Source organism: Cupriavidus sp. 01T418, from assembly GCF_056398885.1.
The window spans coordinates 1-18630 of record NZ_JBFTQG010000022.1; the positions used below are offsets into that span (position 1 = coordinate 1).

The 18630-nt window shown below is 63.0% G+C and carries 16 protein-coding genes and 2 pseudogenes; 9 read left to right on the forward strand and 9 right to left on the reverse strand.

Annotation, left to right across the window (positions count from 1 at the left end):
* Positions 1-501 precede the first annotated feature (501 nt).
* Positions 502-801, forward strand: a complete 300-nt coding sequence (locus AC1DQ3_RS20800) for a hypothetical protein (RefSeq protein WP_477122043.1) — start codon at positions 502-504, stop codon at positions 799-801.
* 143 nt (positions 802-944) lie between these two features.
* Here the strand turns inward: AC1DQ3_RS20800 and senA are convergent, their stop codons facing one another.
* Positions 945-2222, reverse strand: coding sequence for a selenoneine synthase SenA (gene senA, locus AC1DQ3_RS20805; protein WP_477122044.1), 1278 nt, complete (start codon positions 2220-2222; stop codon positions 945-947).
* Here senA and senB point away from each other — a divergent pair.
* From senB to AC1DQ3_RS20835, 6 genes and pseudogenes are all read left to right on the forward strand, one after another.
* The gene (gene senB, locus AC1DQ3_RS20810) at positions 2143-3138 is read left to right on the forward strand and encodes a selenoneine biosynthesis selenosugar synthase SenB (protein WP_477122045.1); all 996 of its coding nucleotides are present in this window, start codon (positions 2143-2145) and stop codon (positions 3136-3138) included. The genes senA and senB overlap by 80 nt on opposite strands.
* A gap of 110 nt (positions 3139-3248) precedes the next feature.
* Complete coding sequence (locus AC1DQ3_RS20815; protein ID WP_477122046.1) at positions 3249-4115, forward strand: putative selenate ABC transporter substrate-binding protein; 867 nt, start codon at positions 3249-3251, stop codon at positions 4113-4115.
* Positions 4112-4939 (forward strand): phosphonate ABC transporter ATP-binding protein, encoded by an 828-nt coding sequence (locus AC1DQ3_RS20820; protein ID WP_477122047.1) that lies wholly within the window; start codon positions 4112-4114, stop codon positions 4937-4939. Before AC1DQ3_RS20815 ends, AC1DQ3_RS20820 begins: the two co-directional genes overlap by 4 nt.
* Positions 4936-5757 (forward strand): PhnE/PtxC family ABC transporter permease, encoded by an 822-nt coding sequence (locus AC1DQ3_RS20825; protein ID WP_477122048.1) that lies wholly within the window; start codon positions 4936-4938, stop codon positions 5755-5757. The genes AC1DQ3_RS20820 and AC1DQ3_RS20825 overlap by 4 nt, the downstream gene beginning before the upstream one ends.
* Positions 5758-5760: 3 nt before the next feature.
* Entirely contained in the window at positions 5761-6558 is a 798-nt protein-coding gene (gene phnE / locus AC1DQ3_RS20830; protein ID WP_477122049.1) for a phosphonate ABC transporter, permease protein PhnE, read from the forward strand.
* Between the two features lie 50 nt (positions 6559-6608).
* A pseudogene (locus AC1DQ3_RS20835) lies at positions 6609-7143 on the forward strand (IS630 family transposase); the annotation flags it as partial.
* A 223-nt stretch (positions 7144-7366) separates the two neighbouring features.
* Here AC1DQ3_RS20835 and AC1DQ3_RS20840 read toward each other — a convergent pair.
* The 6 genes and pseudogenes from AC1DQ3_RS20840 to AC1DQ3_RS20865 form a co-directional block, all read right to left on the reverse strand.
* Positions 7367-8264, reverse strand: a pseudogene (locus AC1DQ3_RS20840) (ABC transporter substrate-binding protein); the annotation flags it as partial.
* A 306-nt stretch (positions 8265-8570) separates the two neighbouring features.
* Positions 8571-9584, reverse strand: a complete 1014-nt coding sequence (dusA, locus tag AC1DQ3_RS20845) for a tRNA dihydrouridine(20/20a) synthase DusA (RefSeq protein ID WP_477122050.1) — start codon at positions 9582-9584, stop codon at positions 8571-8573.
* Positions 9585-9929: 345 nt separating this feature from the next.
* Complete coding sequence (locus AC1DQ3_RS20850; protein ID WP_477122051.1) at positions 9930-11075, reverse strand: hypothetical protein; 1146 nt, start codon at positions 11073-11075, stop codon at positions 9930-9932.
* 247 nt (positions 11076-11322) lie between these two features.
* A complete protein-coding gene (locus tag AC1DQ3_RS20855) occupies positions 11323-11544 on the reverse strand; it encodes a hypothetical protein (RefSeq protein WP_477122052.1) in 222 nt (73 codons plus the stop codon).
* A gap of 128 nt (positions 11545-11672) precedes the next feature.
* On the reverse strand, positions 11673-11894 hold the full coding sequence (locus AC1DQ3_RS20860; protein WP_477122053.1) for a hypothetical protein: 222 nt from the start codon (positions 11892-11894) through the stop codon (positions 11673-11675).
* 24 nt (positions 11895-11918) lie between these two features.
* On the reverse strand, positions 11919-12395 hold the full coding sequence (locus tag AC1DQ3_RS20865; protein WP_477122125.1) for a lecithin retinol acyltransferase family protein: 477 nt from the start codon (positions 12393-12395) through the stop codon (positions 11919-11921).
* A gap of 572 nt (positions 12396-12967) precedes the next feature.
* Here AC1DQ3_RS20865 and AC1DQ3_RS20870 point away from each other — a divergent pair.
* Both AC1DQ3_RS20870 and AC1DQ3_RS20875 read left to right on the forward strand, forming a co-directional pair.
* Positions 12968-13264 (forward strand): hypothetical protein, encoded by a 297-nt coding sequence (locus AC1DQ3_RS20870; protein ID WP_477122054.1) that lies wholly within the window; start codon positions 12968-12970, stop codon positions 13262-13264.
* A 126-nt stretch (positions 13265-13390) separates the two neighbouring features.
* Positions 13391-14161 carry a PP2C family protein-serine/threonine phosphatase gene (locus tag AC1DQ3_RS20875; protein WP_477122055.1) on the forward strand — a complete coding sequence of 257 codons (771 nt, stop codon included), beginning with the start codon at positions 13391-13393 and terminating at the stop codon, positions 14159-14161.
* A 46-nt stretch (positions 14162-14207) separates the two neighbouring features.
* Here the strand turns inward: AC1DQ3_RS20875 and AC1DQ3_RS20880 are convergent, their stop codons facing one another.
* Together AC1DQ3_RS20880 and AC1DQ3_RS20885 are read right to left on the reverse strand one after the other, a co-directional pair.
* Positions 14208-15512, reverse strand: a complete 1305-nt coding sequence (locus AC1DQ3_RS20880) for a sigma-54 interaction domain-containing protein (protein ID WP_477122056.1) — start codon at positions 15510-15512, stop codon at positions 14208-14210.
* Between the two features lie 56 nt (positions 15513-15568).
* A complete protein-coding gene (locus AC1DQ3_RS20885) occupies positions 15569-18628 on the reverse strand; it encodes an ABC transporter transmembrane domain-containing protein (RefSeq protein WP_477122057.1) in 3060 nt (1019 codons plus the stop codon).
* Between the last annotated feature and the right edge of the window lie 2 nt (positions 18629-18630).

Here is an 18630-nt window from a genome sequence, read left to right on the forward strand (position 1 = left end):
TGTTTGTTTGTTAAAGAACGGCACCCGGTTCGCTTTGCTTACCGCGTCGCTGCGTTGTCCGCAGCAGAGAAACGAGATTATGAAGAGCAATCCGCGTTTCGTCAACAGGTTTTTTGACTTCCGTTCGCCGCGCCTGCGGCGCCGCCAACTACCCTGCCAACCCCCGCAACCCTTGTCCCGTCTGCGTTGCCGCCCGGTGTTCGTGTTGCGAGGGGGCGAACTATAAGGGACCCATTCGGTCCTGGCAAGCGTTTTCGCAAAGGTTCCTGACACCAACATTCAAGCGCCTTATGGGCCTCAGATCATTGCCACCAGGCGTGCTTTGCCACGTAGACCCCCAGCACATGCGTGCCAATCGTCACGCCTCGGCTTAACTCTGACTTAGAAAAGTCTCAGTTGGACTGGTTGCCGTCTGCGCTATCTTCACTTGCATCCTAGACATGCGCCAAGCGCCCTTCCTCGCCAGGCAAGAGGCCATCAATCCAAGTGGAAAGGACATCGATGCAGTCGTCACGCACAAAACTCAGCTTCAAGCTGGCTGCCACGCTTTGCCTGATCGCGCTGCTGCTTGGCAGCGCTTATGGACTTTTCGGCCAGTACGGCGGCAGCGACGCGCCGCAAGCTGCAAACGGCGACCAGCCCGACACCCTGCTGTCCTTGCTGATACACATCCTCGGCGCGGTTGCCGCCATCCCTGCCTTGATCGGTATGTGGTCGCAGCGATTCCCGGCTCTGGGTGGGCTGGTCCTGGCATGCCCCGCCATTGCCGCATTGCTGCTGCATTGGTTCGTCGTCGGCTGAATAAGGCGTCCTGCGGCGCTAGCCCTGCCCTCGCGCTAGCACTGGCCTGCCCCCCGGCCGCATGCTCGCCCTATTCAGCGATGAATGCCATGTCCGAGGTCAATGTTCACGATTCTACCGATGTCGCCCGTACAAAATGGCAATCAAGCGCAGCAGCGGAATCCAGTGAAAATATCGCAGCGTTGCGGCATGTAGAAATTCCGATAGCGGGGATGCCGCATACGTTCATGGGTGGCGAACGATCCGCCGCGGACTACGCGATGCGTTTTGAACCAGGGCGCCGAATATTCTTGGTAGGGGTCTACCGAAAATCCCGCATAGGGCAGGAAAGGATCGGCCGTCCATTCCCAGACTTCACTTCCCCAGCGGATCAGCTCGCGGCTCGCCGCGTACTCCCATTCCGCTTCGGTGGGCAGCCGCTTGCCGGCCCAGCGGCAAAAGGCCTCCGCTTCATAGGCATTGACATGGCAAACCGGCTGGTCCAGCGGAAGCGGCCCCCATTGCCCAAACCAGCGCCATTCCCATCGCCCCCGCGCATCATGCGCCGACTGGCGCCACCGCGCCGGATGGCTGAGCCCACTCTGCTGGAGCCACGCCCGGCCCTCGTCAGACCACCAGCGCAGATTGCCATAGCCGCCCGCGGCAACGAATTCAGCGAACGCCGCGTTGCTGACGCACTGGCGGTCGATGCGCAGCGGGGCAATCCGAACCGGGTGGGCCCATTTCTCGTTGTCGAACACGAATCCGTCGCTCGCCGTCGCCCCCATCAGGAACGTATCGCCTGGCGCCGCTGCCTCGCCGGCTCCGCGATCGACGGGCGGCATGCCAAGCGGGGCATGCAAGGGATAGTCGAGGGCCTGGCGCATATAGGTCAACGCCTCGGCGTGCATATCCTCGTGAAACAAGGCGAGGCGAAAGAAATAGAGCGCGTCGTCGCTGTCCTGCGCTGCGGCAAGCCTGCTGCGAGCGCCCTCCAGCACCGCGCCCGCGTAGTCGCGTATCTGCGAGAGCGAGGGTAGCGCGAGACGCCAGCGGTCCTGGTGGGCGACGCGCATGGAATCGAAGCAGCGGTCCGCGTCCGCCAGAAGCGACGAGCGCGTGGCAATGAATCTGCCGCCGTGGCCGACCCGCGGATCCCGGAGTACCCAGTACTCCGTGAACCAGGCGATATGGGCATACTCCCATAACGGCGGGTTGATCCCCGGATCATAGGGAACCCGCCATTGGGACGGCGACAAGTCCTGCAGGATGGCCCAGGTGCGCCGATGCGCATCGGCGAATGCCACATCCAGCTCGAACTTGTTTATCCTTCTTGCCACGACGCCCTCAGCTCCCATCGTCATGCGCCCTCCCAAGGTCACCTTGGCAATTATCAGCCCGGCACTCCGGAAAGCCAACAACGGCAATTGGCGAACCGCCAATCGCTGGTCCCATTTCCTGCGCGCGGACTACGATGTCGTGCTGGCCGCCGAGTGGCCGCCGTCCGGCGAGCACGACGCCCTGCCCGCTTGCATGATCGCCCTGCACGCCCGGCGCTCGGCCGATACCATCGCCAGGTTTGCCGACACCTGCCCGGGTCGTCCGCTGGTGGTGGTGCTGACCGGAACGGATCTGTACCGCGACATCCGCAGCGATGCCTCCGCGCGGCGCTCCCTGGATCTGGCCACCCACCTGGTGGTGTTGCAGGACGAGGGGCTCGTCGAACTGGCCGACGAACATCGCGCCAAGTGCCGTGTCATCTACCAGTCCGCCCCGGCGTGTGCGCCGGAAACGGCCAAGCTGCCAACCTTTGATGTCGTACTGGCAGGCCACATGCGGGCGGAAAAGGATCCCCTCACGCCCATGCGGGCCCTGGAACTGCTCCCTGACGATTCGCGCGCGCGCCTGGTGCACATCGGCGACGCCCCCGACGACGAGTACCGGCAAGCCGCACAGGCTCTGCAGGCACACGCGTGGCCGGGGGTGCGGCGCTACGTCTGGCTGGGGAGCCTGCCGCACGCCGAAACGCGGCGGCGCATCCGGCAGGCGCAGGCGATGATCATCTCCAGCGTGATGGAGGGCGGCGCCAACGTGATCATCGAGGCCGTCACCAGCGGTGTGCCGGTGCTGGCCAGCCGCATCCCGGGCAATATTGGCATGCTGGGCCGTGACTACGATGGCTATTTCCCGCCGGGTGACGCCCTGCAGCTAGCGCAACTGCTCGAGCGGACGAGCCGGGATGCCGGCTTCCTGTCCCGCCTGCGGCAGCAGTGCGCGCGCCGGGCGCCGCTGTTCGCGCCGGCGCGGGAACAGGCGGAAGTGATTAAACTTGTCGCCGACGCCTTGAAACAGAAATAATCCGGCGCCCCGCCGTGGATCGGCGAAATGGCTACGGGGCCATCCCGGGTCGCGGTAGTATAGGCGCCTTGCGCGCCATCATCATCCCAATCCCTCGATACCTCACTACCATGTTTCCCATTGCCTTCCCGCGTATCCTGAAGTGCCTCGCCGCGCTGACCCTCACGGGCCTGGCTGGCCTCGCGAGTGCCCAGCCGGTTCTCAAGGTTTCGGCCATTCCCGACGAGGCACCGACCGAACTGCAACGCAAGTTCGCGCCGCTCGGCAAATACCTGGAGGCGGAAACCGGCATGAAGGTGGAATTCGTGCCGGTCACGGACTACGCCGCCGTGGTCGAGTCGCTGGCGACGGGCAAGATCGACATGGCCTGGCTGGGCGGCTTCACCTACGTGCAGAGCAAGATCCGGACAAAAGGCGCCACCATTCCCATCGTTCAGCGGCAGGAAGATGCCGTATTCACCAGCAAATTCATCACCGCCAATCCCGCGATCAAGTCCTTGGCCGACCTGAAGGGCCGGACCTTCGCCTTCGGCGYGCCGTCCTCGACTTCCGGCCACCTGATGCCGCGCCACTTCCTGCTGCAGGCCGGCATCGATCCGGACAAGGACTTCAAGACTGTCGCCTATTCGGGTGCCCACGATGCGACGGTCGCCTTCGTCCAGGCCGGCAGGGCCGACGCCGGCGTGCTCAATGCCTCAGTCTGGGACAAGCTGGTGGAGCAGCACAAGGTCGATCCCGGCAAGGTCAGGGTGTTCGCCGTCACGCCGCCTTATTACGACTACAACTGGACCGTGCGCGGCGGCCTCGACCCGGCCTTGCGCAAGAAGCTGACCGAGGCGTTCCTCCGCCTCGACCCGGCCAATCCCGAGCAGCGGGAGATCATGGCATTGCAGCGGACTGCCAAGTACATTCCCACCCGGCCGGAGAACTATGCCGGCATCGAGGAGGCGGCCCGCGCCGCCGGCCTGATCAAGTGAGCTTCCGGCTCGACGCCGCCAGCGTCAGCTACCCCAACGGACAGCGCGCGCTCAGCCAGATCGCGCTCGCGGCGGGCCGAGGCGAGCGCATCGCCGTCATCGGGCCGTCGGGAGCCGGCAAGACCACCCTGCTGCGTTTGCTCGCCACTTCGCTGCGGCCGGACGAGGGCCGCGTCGCGGTGCTGGAGCAAAGCCCCTGGACGCTGTCCGCCGCACGCCTGCGGCACTTGCGCTGCCGCATCGGCATGGTGCACCAGGCGCCGCCAATGCCGCCGCGGCAGCGCGTGGTCACTGCCATCCTGGCCGGCCGCCTCGGCGCCTGGCCTGCCTGGAAATCGATACTCTCGCTGGTCTATCCGGCAGACCTGTCCGGCGCTAACGAACAGCTCGCCCGCCTCGACCTGGCCGACCGCCTGTTCGACCGTTGCGACCAATTGTCGGGCGGCCAGCTCCAGCGGGTGGGTGTCGCTCGCGTGCTATACCAGCACCCCGAGCTGATCCTGGCCGACGAACCCGTCTCGGCGATGGACCCCGTGCTGGCCAACCTCACCCTGAGCGAGCTGAGCAAGGAAGCGACGACGCGGACGGTGACCTTGATCGCCAGCCTGCACGCGGTGGATCTTGCCCTGCGCTGGTTTCCCCGCATTGTCGGGCTCAAGTCCGGCGAGATTGCGTTCGACCTGCCGGCCGAGCGCGTCACCGATGTCCTGCTGCGGGAGCTTTATGCCTCCGAGAGCGAGTCGCCGCCGGTGCAAGGCGGCACCCAGCCCCTGGTCATGGCCGCCAGTGCGGCAGGCGGTGACCGGCCCAGAGCGTGCCGATGACTGCCCATCCGCGTGATCCGCAGGCGCTGCGCCGGGCGAGCACCCTGGCCTTTGCGTTGCTTCTGCTGTGGCCCCTGCTGAAGCTTGCCCAGTTCAGCCCGTCGGCACTGTTCGAGGCAGGAAACCTCACGGTGATGGGCGGCTTTCTGCGCAACTTTCTTCCCCCCGAGGTTTCGGCCGAGTTTCTCGGCCATGTGGTCAAGGCCACGCTGGAGACGCTGGCGATCGCCACGGCGGGAATCGCCCTCGCCTTCGTTGTTGCCGCGCCTCTTGCCGTGGCGATGACGAGCAGCTTATCGATCTCTCGCATCGGGCCGGGCCCCGGTCGCATCCCGCGCGCGGCCTTGCGCATCGGCGTGCGGGCCCTGGTGCTCCTCCTGCGCTGTGTGCCGGAACTGGTCTGGGCACTGCTCTTCGTGCGCGCCCTCGGCCTGGGGGCGGCAGCCGGGGTGCTGGCACTCGCCATCACCTATGGCGGCATGCTGGCGAAAGTCTATGCGGAAATCCTCGAATCCAGCGACAGGCGCCCGGTGGATGCGCTCCTTGGTGGCGGCAGCGCACGCCTGGTGGCGTTGCTCTATGGGCTGCTGCCGAATGCGGCGCAGGAACTGGTCTCGTACACGGTCTATCGCTGGGAGTGCGCGATCCGGGCTTCGGTGGTCATGGGCTTCGTCGGCGCCGGTGGGCTAGGCCAATTGATGGACCAGGCGATGAAGCTGCTCAATGGCGGCGAAACCGCGACGATCCTGGCCGTCTTCGTACTGCTGGTCCTGCTGGCCGATGCGATCAGCGCGCGGCTGCGCAAACTGTTGGCGTAGGTCATGTCGGAGAAAGCCAAAGCCGCCCAGTTGTGCATGCGCTGCCTGCTCACCGTGATCGCCGTGGCGGTCGCGGTGTCGGGCAGCTTTGCCTACCTCTCGCTCAATCTCGGCCGGCTCTTCTCCATGGAAGCCGCCGGCGAGATGCTGCGCTTCCTGCTGTCCTTCTTTCCCCCCGATCTGTCGGCCGGATTCCTTGCCAGGACGGCCAGGAGCATGCTCGAAACGCTTGCGGTCTCCGCCGTTGGCACGCTATGCGCTGCGGTCCTTGGCCTGGTCCTGGCGTTGCCTGCCTCCGGCCGTCATGGGGATGCGCCGCGGGCGCTATCGCGCCTGATATTGAACCTGTTGCGCTCGGTGCCTGAACTGGTATGGGCGGCACTCACCGTGCTCGCCGTCGGCCTCGGGCCATTTGCCGGCACCCTTGCCCTGGCATTGCACACCGCCGGGGTGCTCGGGCGCCTGTTCGGCGAAGCACTGGAGAATGCGCCGACCGCCCCGGCACAAGCGTTGATCGCAAGTGGGGCGTCCCCCGCGCTGGCCTTCGTATATGGCACGCTCCCCTGCGTTCAGCCGCAGTTCGTAGCCTACGCACTATATCGATGGGAAACGAATATCCGCATGGCGGCAATCCTGGGCTTCGTCGGCGCCGGCGGGCTCGGGCAGATGCTGTACTACGAGCTTTCCCTCTTTCATCTCGCCCAGGCGTGCTCGGTGATCATCGCCATGCTCATCCTGGCCGGCCTGGTCGACGCAGCGAGCGCGATCATACGCCGAAGCTGGGCCGCGGTTCGCGCCTGAGCAAATCGTGCTCGTAGACGCATGATTTCCGCTGCGCCCCCCGCGGCGCAGCGGAAATCTATTTCTGGGACGAATCGGGGTTCCGCGCCGACACGGTGCACGGCAAGACGTGGGCGCCCAAGAGCCAGAGCCCGGTGATTGAGCGCCCCGGCCAGCGCCAATCCATCTCGGCCGCCTCTGCGGTCAACGCCCAGGGCGGCTTCTGGTTTGCGACATACAAAGGAGCGCTTACCGCGGAGCTGTTCGTCAAATTGCTCAAGAAGATGATGAAGGGACGGCGCAAGCCGGTACATCTTGTGGTGGATGGTTTGCCCGCGCACAAAAAGGCATGCGTGCGCGAGTATGTCGATTCCACCAGCGGTAGATTGACGCTGCACTTCCTTCCGGGCTACGCACCCGACCTTAAATCCGGACGAGTTGGTGTGGAGTCATGTCAAGCGCACCGGCGTGGCTCGCAACCCACTGCGCGCCGGCGAGAGGTTGGAGATCCGCATCGAGCAACAACTGCGAGGATTGCAGAAGAAACGCAGCCTGGTTCGATCATTCTTCGAGGCACCTTCTGTCGCATATATTTGGGACTGCTGAGTAAGTATGAGCGACAAGCCAAGCGCCATCAGCACGTAAAACGCGCCGATGATCAGGCCGTTTGTGATGTTGAAGAGGAGAAGTTGGATCATTACCGGCTCACGCCTTCATGCCCGCCGTGCCCGGGCTGCGTTGGGCGGCACGCGCCGCCGTTTTTCCAGGCATGGTTGTCATGGTCATGGGAGCGGCGTCCGGCGTTACCGTGCGGCTGTTACCTGCAGGATCAGGCGGGCCACCGCACCTTGCACCCGGTCGCACTCTCCGGTGGCGCGGTCATGTCGCCCGCGATGACGTGATCGACGCGAAACAGGTCCTCGGGATCGCCGGCGGGCCTGGACAGCGCTTCTCCCACGAAGGACGACGTCATGAGCTGGTGATCCCCCTTGCGGTAGTAGCACTTGTTGGGCTGTAGCTTGACGTCGTCCGCCAGCGCGATGCCGGCGAGCGCTTCGGCGAGTTTTCTCGCATCGAGGCTCTTTTCCTTGTTGGCGACGGCGGCGAGGGTATGAACCGAGGTATAGCCGAACCAATGGCGCGCGGTGGGAACCTTGCCGCCGTTCATCTTGCGGATATCGCCGACGAACTTGTCGACGCCCGGGACACCCGGCTGCTTCCAGTACCACTCGAACATCCAGATGCCGACGCGCGCTTCCGGTGGCATGGCCTCAAGCGATTCGAGCTCCTGCTGAAGCCCGGCTACGTGCATCTGCCTGGCGATGCCGAACTGCGCGATCTGCTTCAGGCAATTGACCATGTCGGCGCCCTGCGGCAGTACCAGCAGAACGTCCGGATTAGCGGCGCGCGCCTTGATCAGATAGGCGGAGAAGTCGGTGGTGCCAAGCGGCGTGAGCTCGTTGCCGGTGATCGTGCCCCCAAGCTTCTGCAGATCGGCCGCCGCGGCCTTTTGCAGGGTGTGGCCAAAGGCGTAGTCCGGCGTAATGAAATGCCACCAAAAGCTCGATGGGTCGCCCGAGGATGCCGCCCTTGGCATTGATCTGCTGGACGGCAAGCTTCGCGCCCATCACTTCATTCTGTGCCACTGCAGCATAAACGCCGGTCAAGGGATCGACCATGCCAATTCGCAGGGGAGTCTCACCACGCGCCTTGATGAAGGAACTGGCCTATCAGCGGCTGACCGATGCGTTTGCGCAGGCGGTCGATCGGAATGTCATGGTTGCGGCGAAAAAAAGCCCGCACAAGGCGGGCTTAACAATCAGTTGAAGAAAACCCTGTATTCGAGGGCAGGGACAGTGTAAGAAGTTGCGGCCACTTGCCTAATTAGGGGAATCCCTTTGCCATGGCGGAAAAGCAGTCCAGCGCGAGAACCAGATGCGTGTCGCAGCCCTTCGCTGCCCTAACGCATAAAAAGGGGATTCGAAGTTAGAGGAATCGCTCCACCCCGCGCAGGGCCAAGCGCCCGCACACGCTCATGGCGCTTCATGGACCAGCTCGCTCCCCTGCCGCAGATGCGCGCGCGCCTCCTCGAACAGCGCATCGACGGCCGCGCGCGTACGCACGGCATGCATGCGGCGGGCATCCGACAAAACCCGCCGCCAGCCACGACCACCATGGATCCCACGATGCAGGCCCAGCATATGGCGCGTCACCGCCCCCATATAGCCACCCTGCTCGACCACATCCCCGATGTAGCGCTGCATCGCCAGCTCGACGTCCAGCCGTGAAGGCACGGGGGTCTGCGCCCCGTAGAAACGGACATCCATCTCGGCCAGCACATAGGGCTGGTGGTAGGCTTCGCGCCCGATCATGACGCCGTCCACATGCGCCAGGTGCTCGTCCATCTCGTCATGCGTGACGATACCGCCATTGATCAGGATTTCCAGCTGCGGGAATTCCTGCTTGAGCTGGTAAGCCACTTCGTAGCGCAGCGGCGGGATTTCGCGATTTTCCTTTGGGCTCAACCCCTTGAGGATCGCGTTCCGTGCATGCACGACAAAGGTCTGGCACCCCGCATCGGCCACTGTGCCGACAAAGTCACGGACAAAATCGTAGTGTTCAATGGTGTCGATGCCAATGCGATGCTTGACAGTCACCGGAATCGATACCGCGTCGCGCATCGCCTTCACGCAATCCGCCACCAATTCCGGCTCCGCCATCAGGCACGCGCCGAACGCGCCCCGCTGGACCCGCTCGGAAGGGCATCCGCAGTTGAGATTGACTTCGACATAGCCCCACTGCTCGCCGAGCTTCGCCGCCGCTGCGAGGTCGGCGGGTTCGCTGCCTCCGAGTTGCAGCGCCACGGGTTGCTCGGTCGCATTGAAGTCCAGGTGGCGAGCCACATCGCCGTGAAGCAGCGCACCGGTAGTCACCATCTCCGTGTAGAGCCAGGTATGGCGGCTTAGCTGCCGGTGAAACATACGGCAATGACGGTCCGTCCAATCCATCATCGGCGCAACCGATATTCTCCTAGGCGTTGATTTCATTGGGAAGTGGCTTCAGTACTGGGTTCTACGGTAGTTTGCCTGCAGTCTCGCTAGTGCCTGTTCAGGCCCATTCCATGCTATTTTTTGCACCGGAACGCATGGGATCCATTACGCAGCGACAAAGGAAGGGCAAGAGTATAGGGTACACCGCCCAGATCCGCCTGAAGCAAGGCGGGAAGGTCGTGTACAACGAGGTCAAGACCTTCGATAGGCGGCAGGCGGCGTGGCTTATGAAACGGGGAAAGGAACCCGCCCAGGGGTGCACGAAGAGCTAAAGTCGAAACTGGTGAATTGCCCCTGCACCCAAATCCCCAAATCCGCTCCTCACTCCAAACCACCTTTAACTCACGACGCCAACGGTTCTACACGTATATAGTCCAGCAGACGGGAAGAAACCGTCTCGGACGATATCGCAATACCAACGTTCCCCTCCTCCGCGTGCACGACGACGCCCAACGCGTCATTATCTGTCACAATTTTCTCGGGAGAAAGAAGCTTGGCATTCGCGTTCACACTCCGCACCGCAATCTTTACCGATAGCGGCCGTCTTAGCACCTCACTTTTAACCTTCCCCTCACCAATCAAACCGAAAGTGACCCTATAGCTCCCCCGTTTTTTTATACGGAACCGCCAGATGTGCGTTGTTGGTTCATACCAATAACCAATATGATTGGCCCAACCACCGTAGATTTTCGTGATCTGATCATTGGTTTTATCGGCCCGGCCGATTACCGCCCCTCCTCTCACCCCAACCTCCACCACCGGCATCCTGACAATTAATCGACCGCCACCTCTTGCCACCGCTCCCTCAGGCAACCCAAGATTGGCGTAAAACGCCGCCCCATTTCCTGGGCTACGATCCCCCTTGTAGTCAAATGGTTTCTTAAAAATCGTAAAAATCCGATAATTCAGCTTTTCGAAGGTTTCTTTTCTAAAAAAGTCACCTTTCGTCACCAGAATGAAACCGTACGTTGGATCAATCGCCACTTGACCATGCGGGGTAATAACAACAGATATGGTATGCCCACGATTAATAAAATTCCGTCCATATTCCAGACCGCTGTTCGGCGCATCAAACGGCGCCACCATATTCAGCGAATGAACAATGACAGTCTTTGGGAGTAACTTTCGCAACACAACCACCATGGTGTCACACAAACCGGGATTGCCGTAAAACAATGCCCTGTCCCGCCGAGGCACAGAATATCGTGGACCAGTATCCTCAAAAACAAAATTCCGGTAGATACGCTCACTCTCCGCAAGCAACGGTTTTGCCAGATCCGGCCCTGTATACTCTTTGAGATCGGATTCGGTCGCCTTGACGATTCCTTCAACTCTTACAAGGTTTGCCGATTGCATGCCGGGCTCAATCTCAAACGCCGCGGCAGACGAAAAATAGATTGCCAGCAGAGCGGAGGCAATTAACTGTAGATACATGTATTTCTTAAATATCTCGAATAAAAAATCATCCACGCCGCAGTCGGTGCTCACTCCCACGCACACGGGAGCAATCGTTCGAAACGACGCTGACAGACTTTAGAACCGAATCTCGTCAGACTGGTACAGCCAGAATTCTCTCGTATACAGACATCCAAAGGCAATCCATATGTACATACAATCAACCACCGTATGAATGCACCATACAATTAACATTGTCAGCAAGAAATCGCAATCCCGCAGCCCCTGCGCTTCAAGGCGGGCCGCTCAGGGCAGCTGAGCACTGGCCCCCATCGCCCGACTAATTGACCTGCCCCGCATCGATCGTTCTCATGGCGGCGGCTTCAGCCAGGGCGATGGCGGCTTCCTCCGTCTGCGCGACGCCGGCGTTTTCCTCGAACGAGGGTTGCGGGGCTTCGCCGAATGTGTCGGCGATGACGACCTGCGCCGTGAAGCCGCCGTTGGCCGATGCCACCGCGCGGACCACCACCGCATAGCCGCCGTATTCGAACTGTCGCTCCATGTTGCCACTCCTCTACGCGGGACATGAAGCCATCATAGATGGATACGTCCTCTTGCCAATAGGGCCATGGCCACATTGGCTTCGCGGTGATCGACCTTCTGCATGTACCTGTCGGCCACGCATCAGCCTCAACCCACCCTGAGCGCGGGGGGAAATACGCACCAGCACCCGTCGTCGTGCCGAAAGAAGAACATCGACAACTGACCCGACGGGCGCGCCACATCCACCCGGACGCAGCCGCTGCGGCCAGCTCTGGCGCTGCGCACGCGCGTGATGCGCGCGGGGGCGGTCCGGCTTGCACCCAGCCATTTGTCGATCAGCCCGCGCAGGGATATCTTGGCGGTTTGCATGGCGCTCTCCTTGGCTTGTCGTGCTTAAGCGGCGCGGGCACCGAGGTGCTCGCCCTTCCATTCGGTTTCGAGGAGCGTCTTGAACAGCGTGACGACAGTGCGCACGGCCGTCGACGGATGATGCAGACAGGCTTCCACTTGTTCGCTGCGGCTTTCGCCAAGCAGGCACCATGTGCAGAAGTGCTCGCAGTTGTTGGTGAGCAGGCGGTAGTTGTCTTCGCCGAGACGGAAACGGGCGCGCTCGACGGCCTGGAGGCCGACATACCTGGCATGGGGGGTGGCCTTCACCGTGACCGGGTGGCCAGAGGCGAACGCCTCGATCGTGATTTCTTCCACCGGGCCCCAGTGGAGCGCGCCAGCAAAGCCCGCGTAGTGAACCACCTTGCCTTCGCCGATGTAGATGCCGTGATGGGCATAGCCGCGGCGCTCCGTGACAAGGTGCGCGCCCAGAGGCAGATCGGCATCGTTGGCCTCTTCCTGAAGTTGATGTTGATGGTTCATGGCGGTCTCGATCTGTTTGCTGGCAGCAGGCATTGCCTGCTTCGTTGCCATGGCATCCGCATCAACCGTGCCACCTGCCATGATCCCAGGCAATGCAAGGGCTTGCGGGTGATGCAGCGCGCCAGGGAAAGAGAAAGCGTCGGAGCCGAACCAACAGCAGGCGGACGATTATGTTGGTGGCATGCCATCAAACCGGCATGCGGCCTGCATCGCAGCAAATGCGGAAGGGAGAAAGCGGATGAGGCACGAAGTGGCGAGCCGCGAACCGCCCTGTCTCCGCGCTCAAGTGGGCAGGCCAGGCAACCGGACCATGGCCTTGGGGTGCCTTGTGGTGGTTTGCACCCACCACAAGGCCTGGGATGTTGGGGGAACGACAACGCGCCGGGGCCCGGCCGGCACGCACGCTGCGCCGCCATTACGCCGCCACTACGCCGCCTGGGCGACGGCAAGCCCAGTGAAATCAGGCAGTTACGGCCGGCGCGCAGCCATGGACGACTCACTGGCACGCGCTTTGCGTTAGTAAAGCATGGCGAGAAGCCACCCTTATCCATCCCATGCACCGGAGACCGATCATGGCGGCGCTTACCATCAGAGACCTCCACAACAACCGCACGCTGGATGGCAGCGCAATGGCGGCCATCCGCGGCGGCGGTGCTCCCTGGATATTCGGCTGGATCCAGCCCTATATACCGCCCCAGCCGCCCCAGCCAGGCGCCATGCCTGTCGTCAACTTTTACGAGATCAACAACAGCTTCTATGCTGGACAGATGGTTAACCAGTTTCAGAACATTGACGTTCGCAATTCGGCGCCGGGCGCGAACATCAATGTCCAAGCGGGACAAGGAGCAAGGAACGACGGACGGATGTAACCTGGCCGCGCGCGGCTCGCGCCGCCGGCCGCACAGTCCGGCCCCACGCTGTACGCCACGCCGTTGCCTGCCCCGGCAACAGCGTGGCGCAGCAGCGCCCTGCTCCCCCGTACACCGGAGAGGATCGTGACTTGTGCATCGCAATTTCGCTGGACTTCAGCCGCTCGTTCCGATGTCGGCCTGGTACGGGAGCGTAATGAGGATGCCTGCCTCGCGCAGCCGGAACGCGGACTGTGGGTGGTGGCCGACGGCATGGGCGGCCATGCGGTTGGCGACTACGCCAGCAATCTCGTGGTGGAGACGCTGGCCCGCCTCGGCCCGCCCCGCAGCCGCGATGGCTTGCTGGACGATGCGCGCGCGGCTTTGCAGGAAGTCAATCGCGAACTGCTGGCGGAAGCGGCGCGCCGGCAGGTGCGGCGCATTGGCAGCACGGTGGTAGTGCTGATGTCCTGCGAACGCTTCTGTGGCTGCTTGTGGGCGGGCGACAGCCGTATCTATCTGTACCGGGATTCACACCTGACGCAGCTCACGCGCGATCACAGCCGCGTGGAAGAACTCAAGGCGCGCGGGCTGATCACGGCGGAAGAAGCCATTCATCATCCGGCCCATAACACCATTACCCGCGCCGTGGGCGCGAACTCCACGCTGGAACTGGACCAGAGCTGGGTGGAGGTAGCGGATGCCGATCTCTTCCTGCTCTGCAGCGACGGGCTCAGCAATGAACTGCGGGATGCGGAGATCGCCAGCATTCTAGCCTGCGGCGATTGCGAGCTGGCAGCCCAGGCGCTGGTGACTGCCGCGCTCGGCCGTGGCGGTCACGACAATATCTCGGCCGTGGTGGCCCGGGCGGAAGATCTCTACGGCTCCGACAAGACCATGGTGAATCCCGCGCTGTAGATGTTGCCGTCGTTGCCGTCGTTGCCGTCGTTGCCGTCGTTGCCGCTCACCGCGCCTTGCCACCCTGCGCCGCGGCCTGATGGCGGAAATCCTTCGAATGGATGCCGTGCTTCTTCAACAGCATCTGCAGGTGCGAGCGATTCATGTCGAAGCGCCTGGCCAGCTCCGCCACGGTGCCGCCTACCTCCTGCAAGCCGCGCTCGAGGAAAGCGCGTTCGGCTTCATCGCTGGCGGCCCGCTTGGCTTCGCTGAGCGAGGTCGCCGTCGACGCATCCACCACCACCGCTGCCACGCCATTTGCGACCGAGGCCGACACCGATGCCTTGGGCCGGAGATCCTGCGGAAGATGTTCGAGATCGGCCGTGTCACCGGCGAGGCAGGAGACCCGGTACATCAGGTTGCGCAGCTCGCGGATATTGCCGGGGTAGGCGTAGTTCATCAGGAAATCGCGCAAACGGGGGGTCAGCTTGATGGGACGGCGCTTCAAGACGCCCGCGGCCTCGTCGCCGAAATACGCCACCAGCAAGGCGATTTCGTCGCGCCGTTCGCGCAGCGGCGGCAACGTGACGTGGATCACGCTAAGCCGGTAGAACAGGTCTTCGCGGAACTTGCCCTCCTCGCTCAAACGGCGCAGATCCCGGTTGGTGGCCGCCACGATACGCGCATCGACTGAAATGGTCTCATCGGAGCCGACCCGCTGGATTTCGTGCGACTCCAGCACCCGCAGCAGCTTGACCTGCCCGGTCAGCGGCAGCTCGCCGATCTCGTCGAGGAAGATGGTGCCGGTATGCGCGCTCTCGAACTTGCCCCGGCGATCGTTGGCCGCACCTGTGAAGGCGCCCTTCTTGTGCCCGAACAGCTCGGACTCGATCAGGTTCTCCGGAATCGCCCCGCAGTTCACCGAGATATAGGGCTTGTCCGTTCTCGATCCGTTGGCGTGGATCACCTTGGCCATCAGCTCCTTGCCGGTGCCGCTCTCGCCGTCGATCAGCACCGGCAAGTCGGTCGGCGCCGCCTTCTCGGCAATTTCCAGCGCTTCGAGCAGCTTCGGGTTGTCGCCGAAGGTGCCCTCGAAGATAAAGCTGCGCTCCAGCAGTGCCTGGCGGCGCTCTCGCGGCGCGAGATCCGCCGGCATCGGCTCGGCCACCGCCGCCTGCACAAAGCGCTCCTTGTGCGACAGCTGCATCACTTCGTCGCGCAGCGTGGTGGCTTGCTTGAGCAGCTTCTCGATTTCCGTGCGTTCGAGCTTGGAAGCCCAGCGCAGCGTGGAGCGCAGGATTTCGATCTTCTCGATCAGCCCCGCATAGGAGATGGCGGACCCGACCGATCCACCCTGGTTGAACAACTTCATATCGCGCTCCCCCTGCGTTGCCCTGCGGCCGCGCTCAAGCCGCGCTCAAGCCGCGCTCAAGCCGCGCTCAGCTGCTTCTGCACCAACTGGTAGTACATGCCCTTGCGCTCCAGCAACTCCTCATGCTTCCCCTGTTCGACAATGGCCCCCTCGTACAGCACCAGGATCTTGTCCGCGCGCATGATGGTGCTCAGGCGGTGCGCGATGATTACGGCCGTGCGGCCACGCAGGATCTCCTGCATATTGCCGAGGATGTTGCTCTCCGACTGCGTGTCCAGCGCCGAGGTCGCCTCGTCGAAGACAAGCAGGCGAGGATCGTGATAGATCGCGCGCGCAATGCAAAGCCGCTGGATCTGCCCGCCGGACAGGCCCACGCCGCGCTCCCCCACGACCTGCTCATACCCGAGCGGCAGCTTGCTGATGAAGGCATGGGCATCGGCCATCTTGGCGACTTCCTCGATACGGCGGCGGTCCGGACTGTCGTCCCCGCACGCGATGTTCTCGGCGATGGTGCCGGAGAACAGCAGGTTGCTCTGCATCACGTAGCCGATCTGCGCGCGGTAGTACTCCTTGTCGATCACGCCGATGTCGTAGCCATCCACCGTCAGCTTGCCATCGGTCGGCACATAGAAACCCACCAGCATCTTGGCCAGCGTGGTCTTGCCCGATCCGCTGCGCCCCACGATGGCCAGCAACTCGCCCGGCTTGACGCTGAAGCTGATGTTCTCCAGTACGTAGGGCGTCTCCGCGCCGCCGTAGCGGAAATAGATGCCCTCCAGATTGATCTCGCCCTGCAGGTCGGGCAGCATCACGCGCGAAGGCAGGTCTTCCGGCTTCTGCTCCGGCTCCAGGTCCAGCACATCGCCCAGCCGCTCCATCGCCACGCCGGCATCGTTGAGCTGGCCCCACAATGCCACCAGGCCCATCAACGGCGCCAGCACGCTGCCCATGAAGGCATTGAAGGCAATGAGCTGGCCAACCGTCAGTTCACGCTCCAGCACGAGGTTGGCGCCCACCCACAGCACGGCGATGGTGGTCGTCGCGTTCAGCAGCTGGCTGGCCAGCCCCACCAGGATGTGGAAGGCCTGCGCCTTGTACTGCAACTCCAGCGCCTTGGCGTATTTCTTCTCCCACTTCAGCCGCACAGGCCGCTCGATGCCCATGCCTTTGACCGTCTCCACGCCGCCCAGCGTCTCCATCAGGTAGGACCTGGCATCGGTGGAGGTGTTGAACACCTCGCGCGCATACGCCTTGACCTTGGGCGTGGCCACCACCGTCAGGGCGGCGATGGGGATCACGAAGCCGATCAGTACCAGCGTCATCTTGACGTTGTAGAGAAACATGATGGTGAAGTAGATGAACACCATCAGCAGGTTAAGCGCCGTTGTCACCGTCGACTCGGTCAGGAAGGCCCGAATGGTCTGGTTCTCCTGGAAGCGGGCGAAGATGTCGCCGGTCTTGCGTTTGGCGAAGAAGGAGAACGGCAGCGACATGGTGTGCTTGAAGAAGTGCGACATCATGGCAAAGTCCATATTGCGTACCATGAAGTTGGCGAGATACGCCCGCACCGTACTCATGAACTGCGAGAAGACATTGGAGATGACCAGCCCCAGGATCAGCAGGTTGAGCAGCCCGACGTTCTGGTGCACCACCACGCCGTCCAGGATGTTCTGGATGATCAGGGGCGGCACCACGCCCAGCACCTGGATCACGAAAGTCGCCAGGAACAAGTGCGCAAGGATCCTTTTGTAGGGTGCCAGGTAGCCGATGAAGCGCAGCCAGGGCGAGCGCGACACAGCCAGTTGCGCCATGCTTTCGCTGGCGCTGAAGAGCAGGCAGGTACCGCTCCATCCGCGCTCGAACTCGTCGACGGACATCTTGCGAAAGCCGATGGCCGGATCGGCCACCCATACCCAGCGCTTCGATACGCCATAGACCACCACGTAGTGATAGCCCTCCCAGTGCACGATGAACGGCAACTCGAAGCCGAGCAGCGACTCGTGCGTGCATTGCACCCCGCGCGCGGTAAAGCCGAGCGATTCGCCGGCGCGGGCCAGGCTGTCCAGCGTGGCGCCCTGCGTGGTCACGTTGGCCAGCTCGCGCAGCTTGCCCAGCGTCATGGGAATGCCATGATGGCGGCAGATCATCGCCAGGCATGCGGCGCCGCAATCCATCTCCTCGGCCTGCTCGACCATCGCGAAACGGCGGATCACCCGTTCGCCGAACTCCGGCTTCGAGCGCAGGTCGAGCATGACCGGATGCTTGCGCCGCTCCGCCAGCTTCTTTTGCCGGTGCAGTTCCCGGTCGATAAAGCGGATGCGCTCTTCCAGCACTTCGCGCAGCTTCGGGTTGCGCTCCAGGATGAGCTGCACGGTCTTCTCCGGGATCACCAGCAGCCTGACATCGGTGCCCGCCATGGCCGAGGCTATCTGCTCCTGGCGCATCACGCAGGCGCGCTCGCCGAAGATGTCGCCCTGGCGCAAGGTCGCCAGCGGATACTCGACGCCCTCCTCGATGCGCACGATGCGCACCTCGCCCTGGCGTACCACGTACAGGCGGCGGTCCTCCCTGGCATCCTGCTTCAGGATCTCCTTGCCCTCGGACACGCGCTTGACGCCGACGCTGCGCACGGCCTCTTCCAGTTCGCTCTTGTCGAGCTTGCCGCGCAGGTCGAACAGCCGCGCCACGAAGCCACCGGCCGAGCTGATAGCGACGTAGCTGGCGACAAAGGCCATCGCCGCCGGGTTCTGCGCGATCATGGGCTCGGTCACGCTGCGCGGGATAAACAGCAGCTCGGTCTTGCCGGAAGACCGCACCGAGGATTCGTGCCGGTACTCCCGCAGCATGGCGATATCGGCGAAGACCTCGCGCGCCTTGCGCACGCCCAGGCTGACCTCCTTGCCATTCTCCTCGTTGAAGATGCGCACCGAGCCCGCCTTGATGACGAAGAGCCCGTCGGCCGCTTCGCCGGCACTGCAGATCGTCTCGCCGAAGGCATAGGAAAGCGATTGCGCGTGCTCCGCCAGCCGCTCCAGTTCCTCGCGCGAGAACGGCGAGAGTATCTCCACGCCCGACAGAAAATCGGCGAGCGGCTGCAGGTCGGGGCTGGCTTCCATAG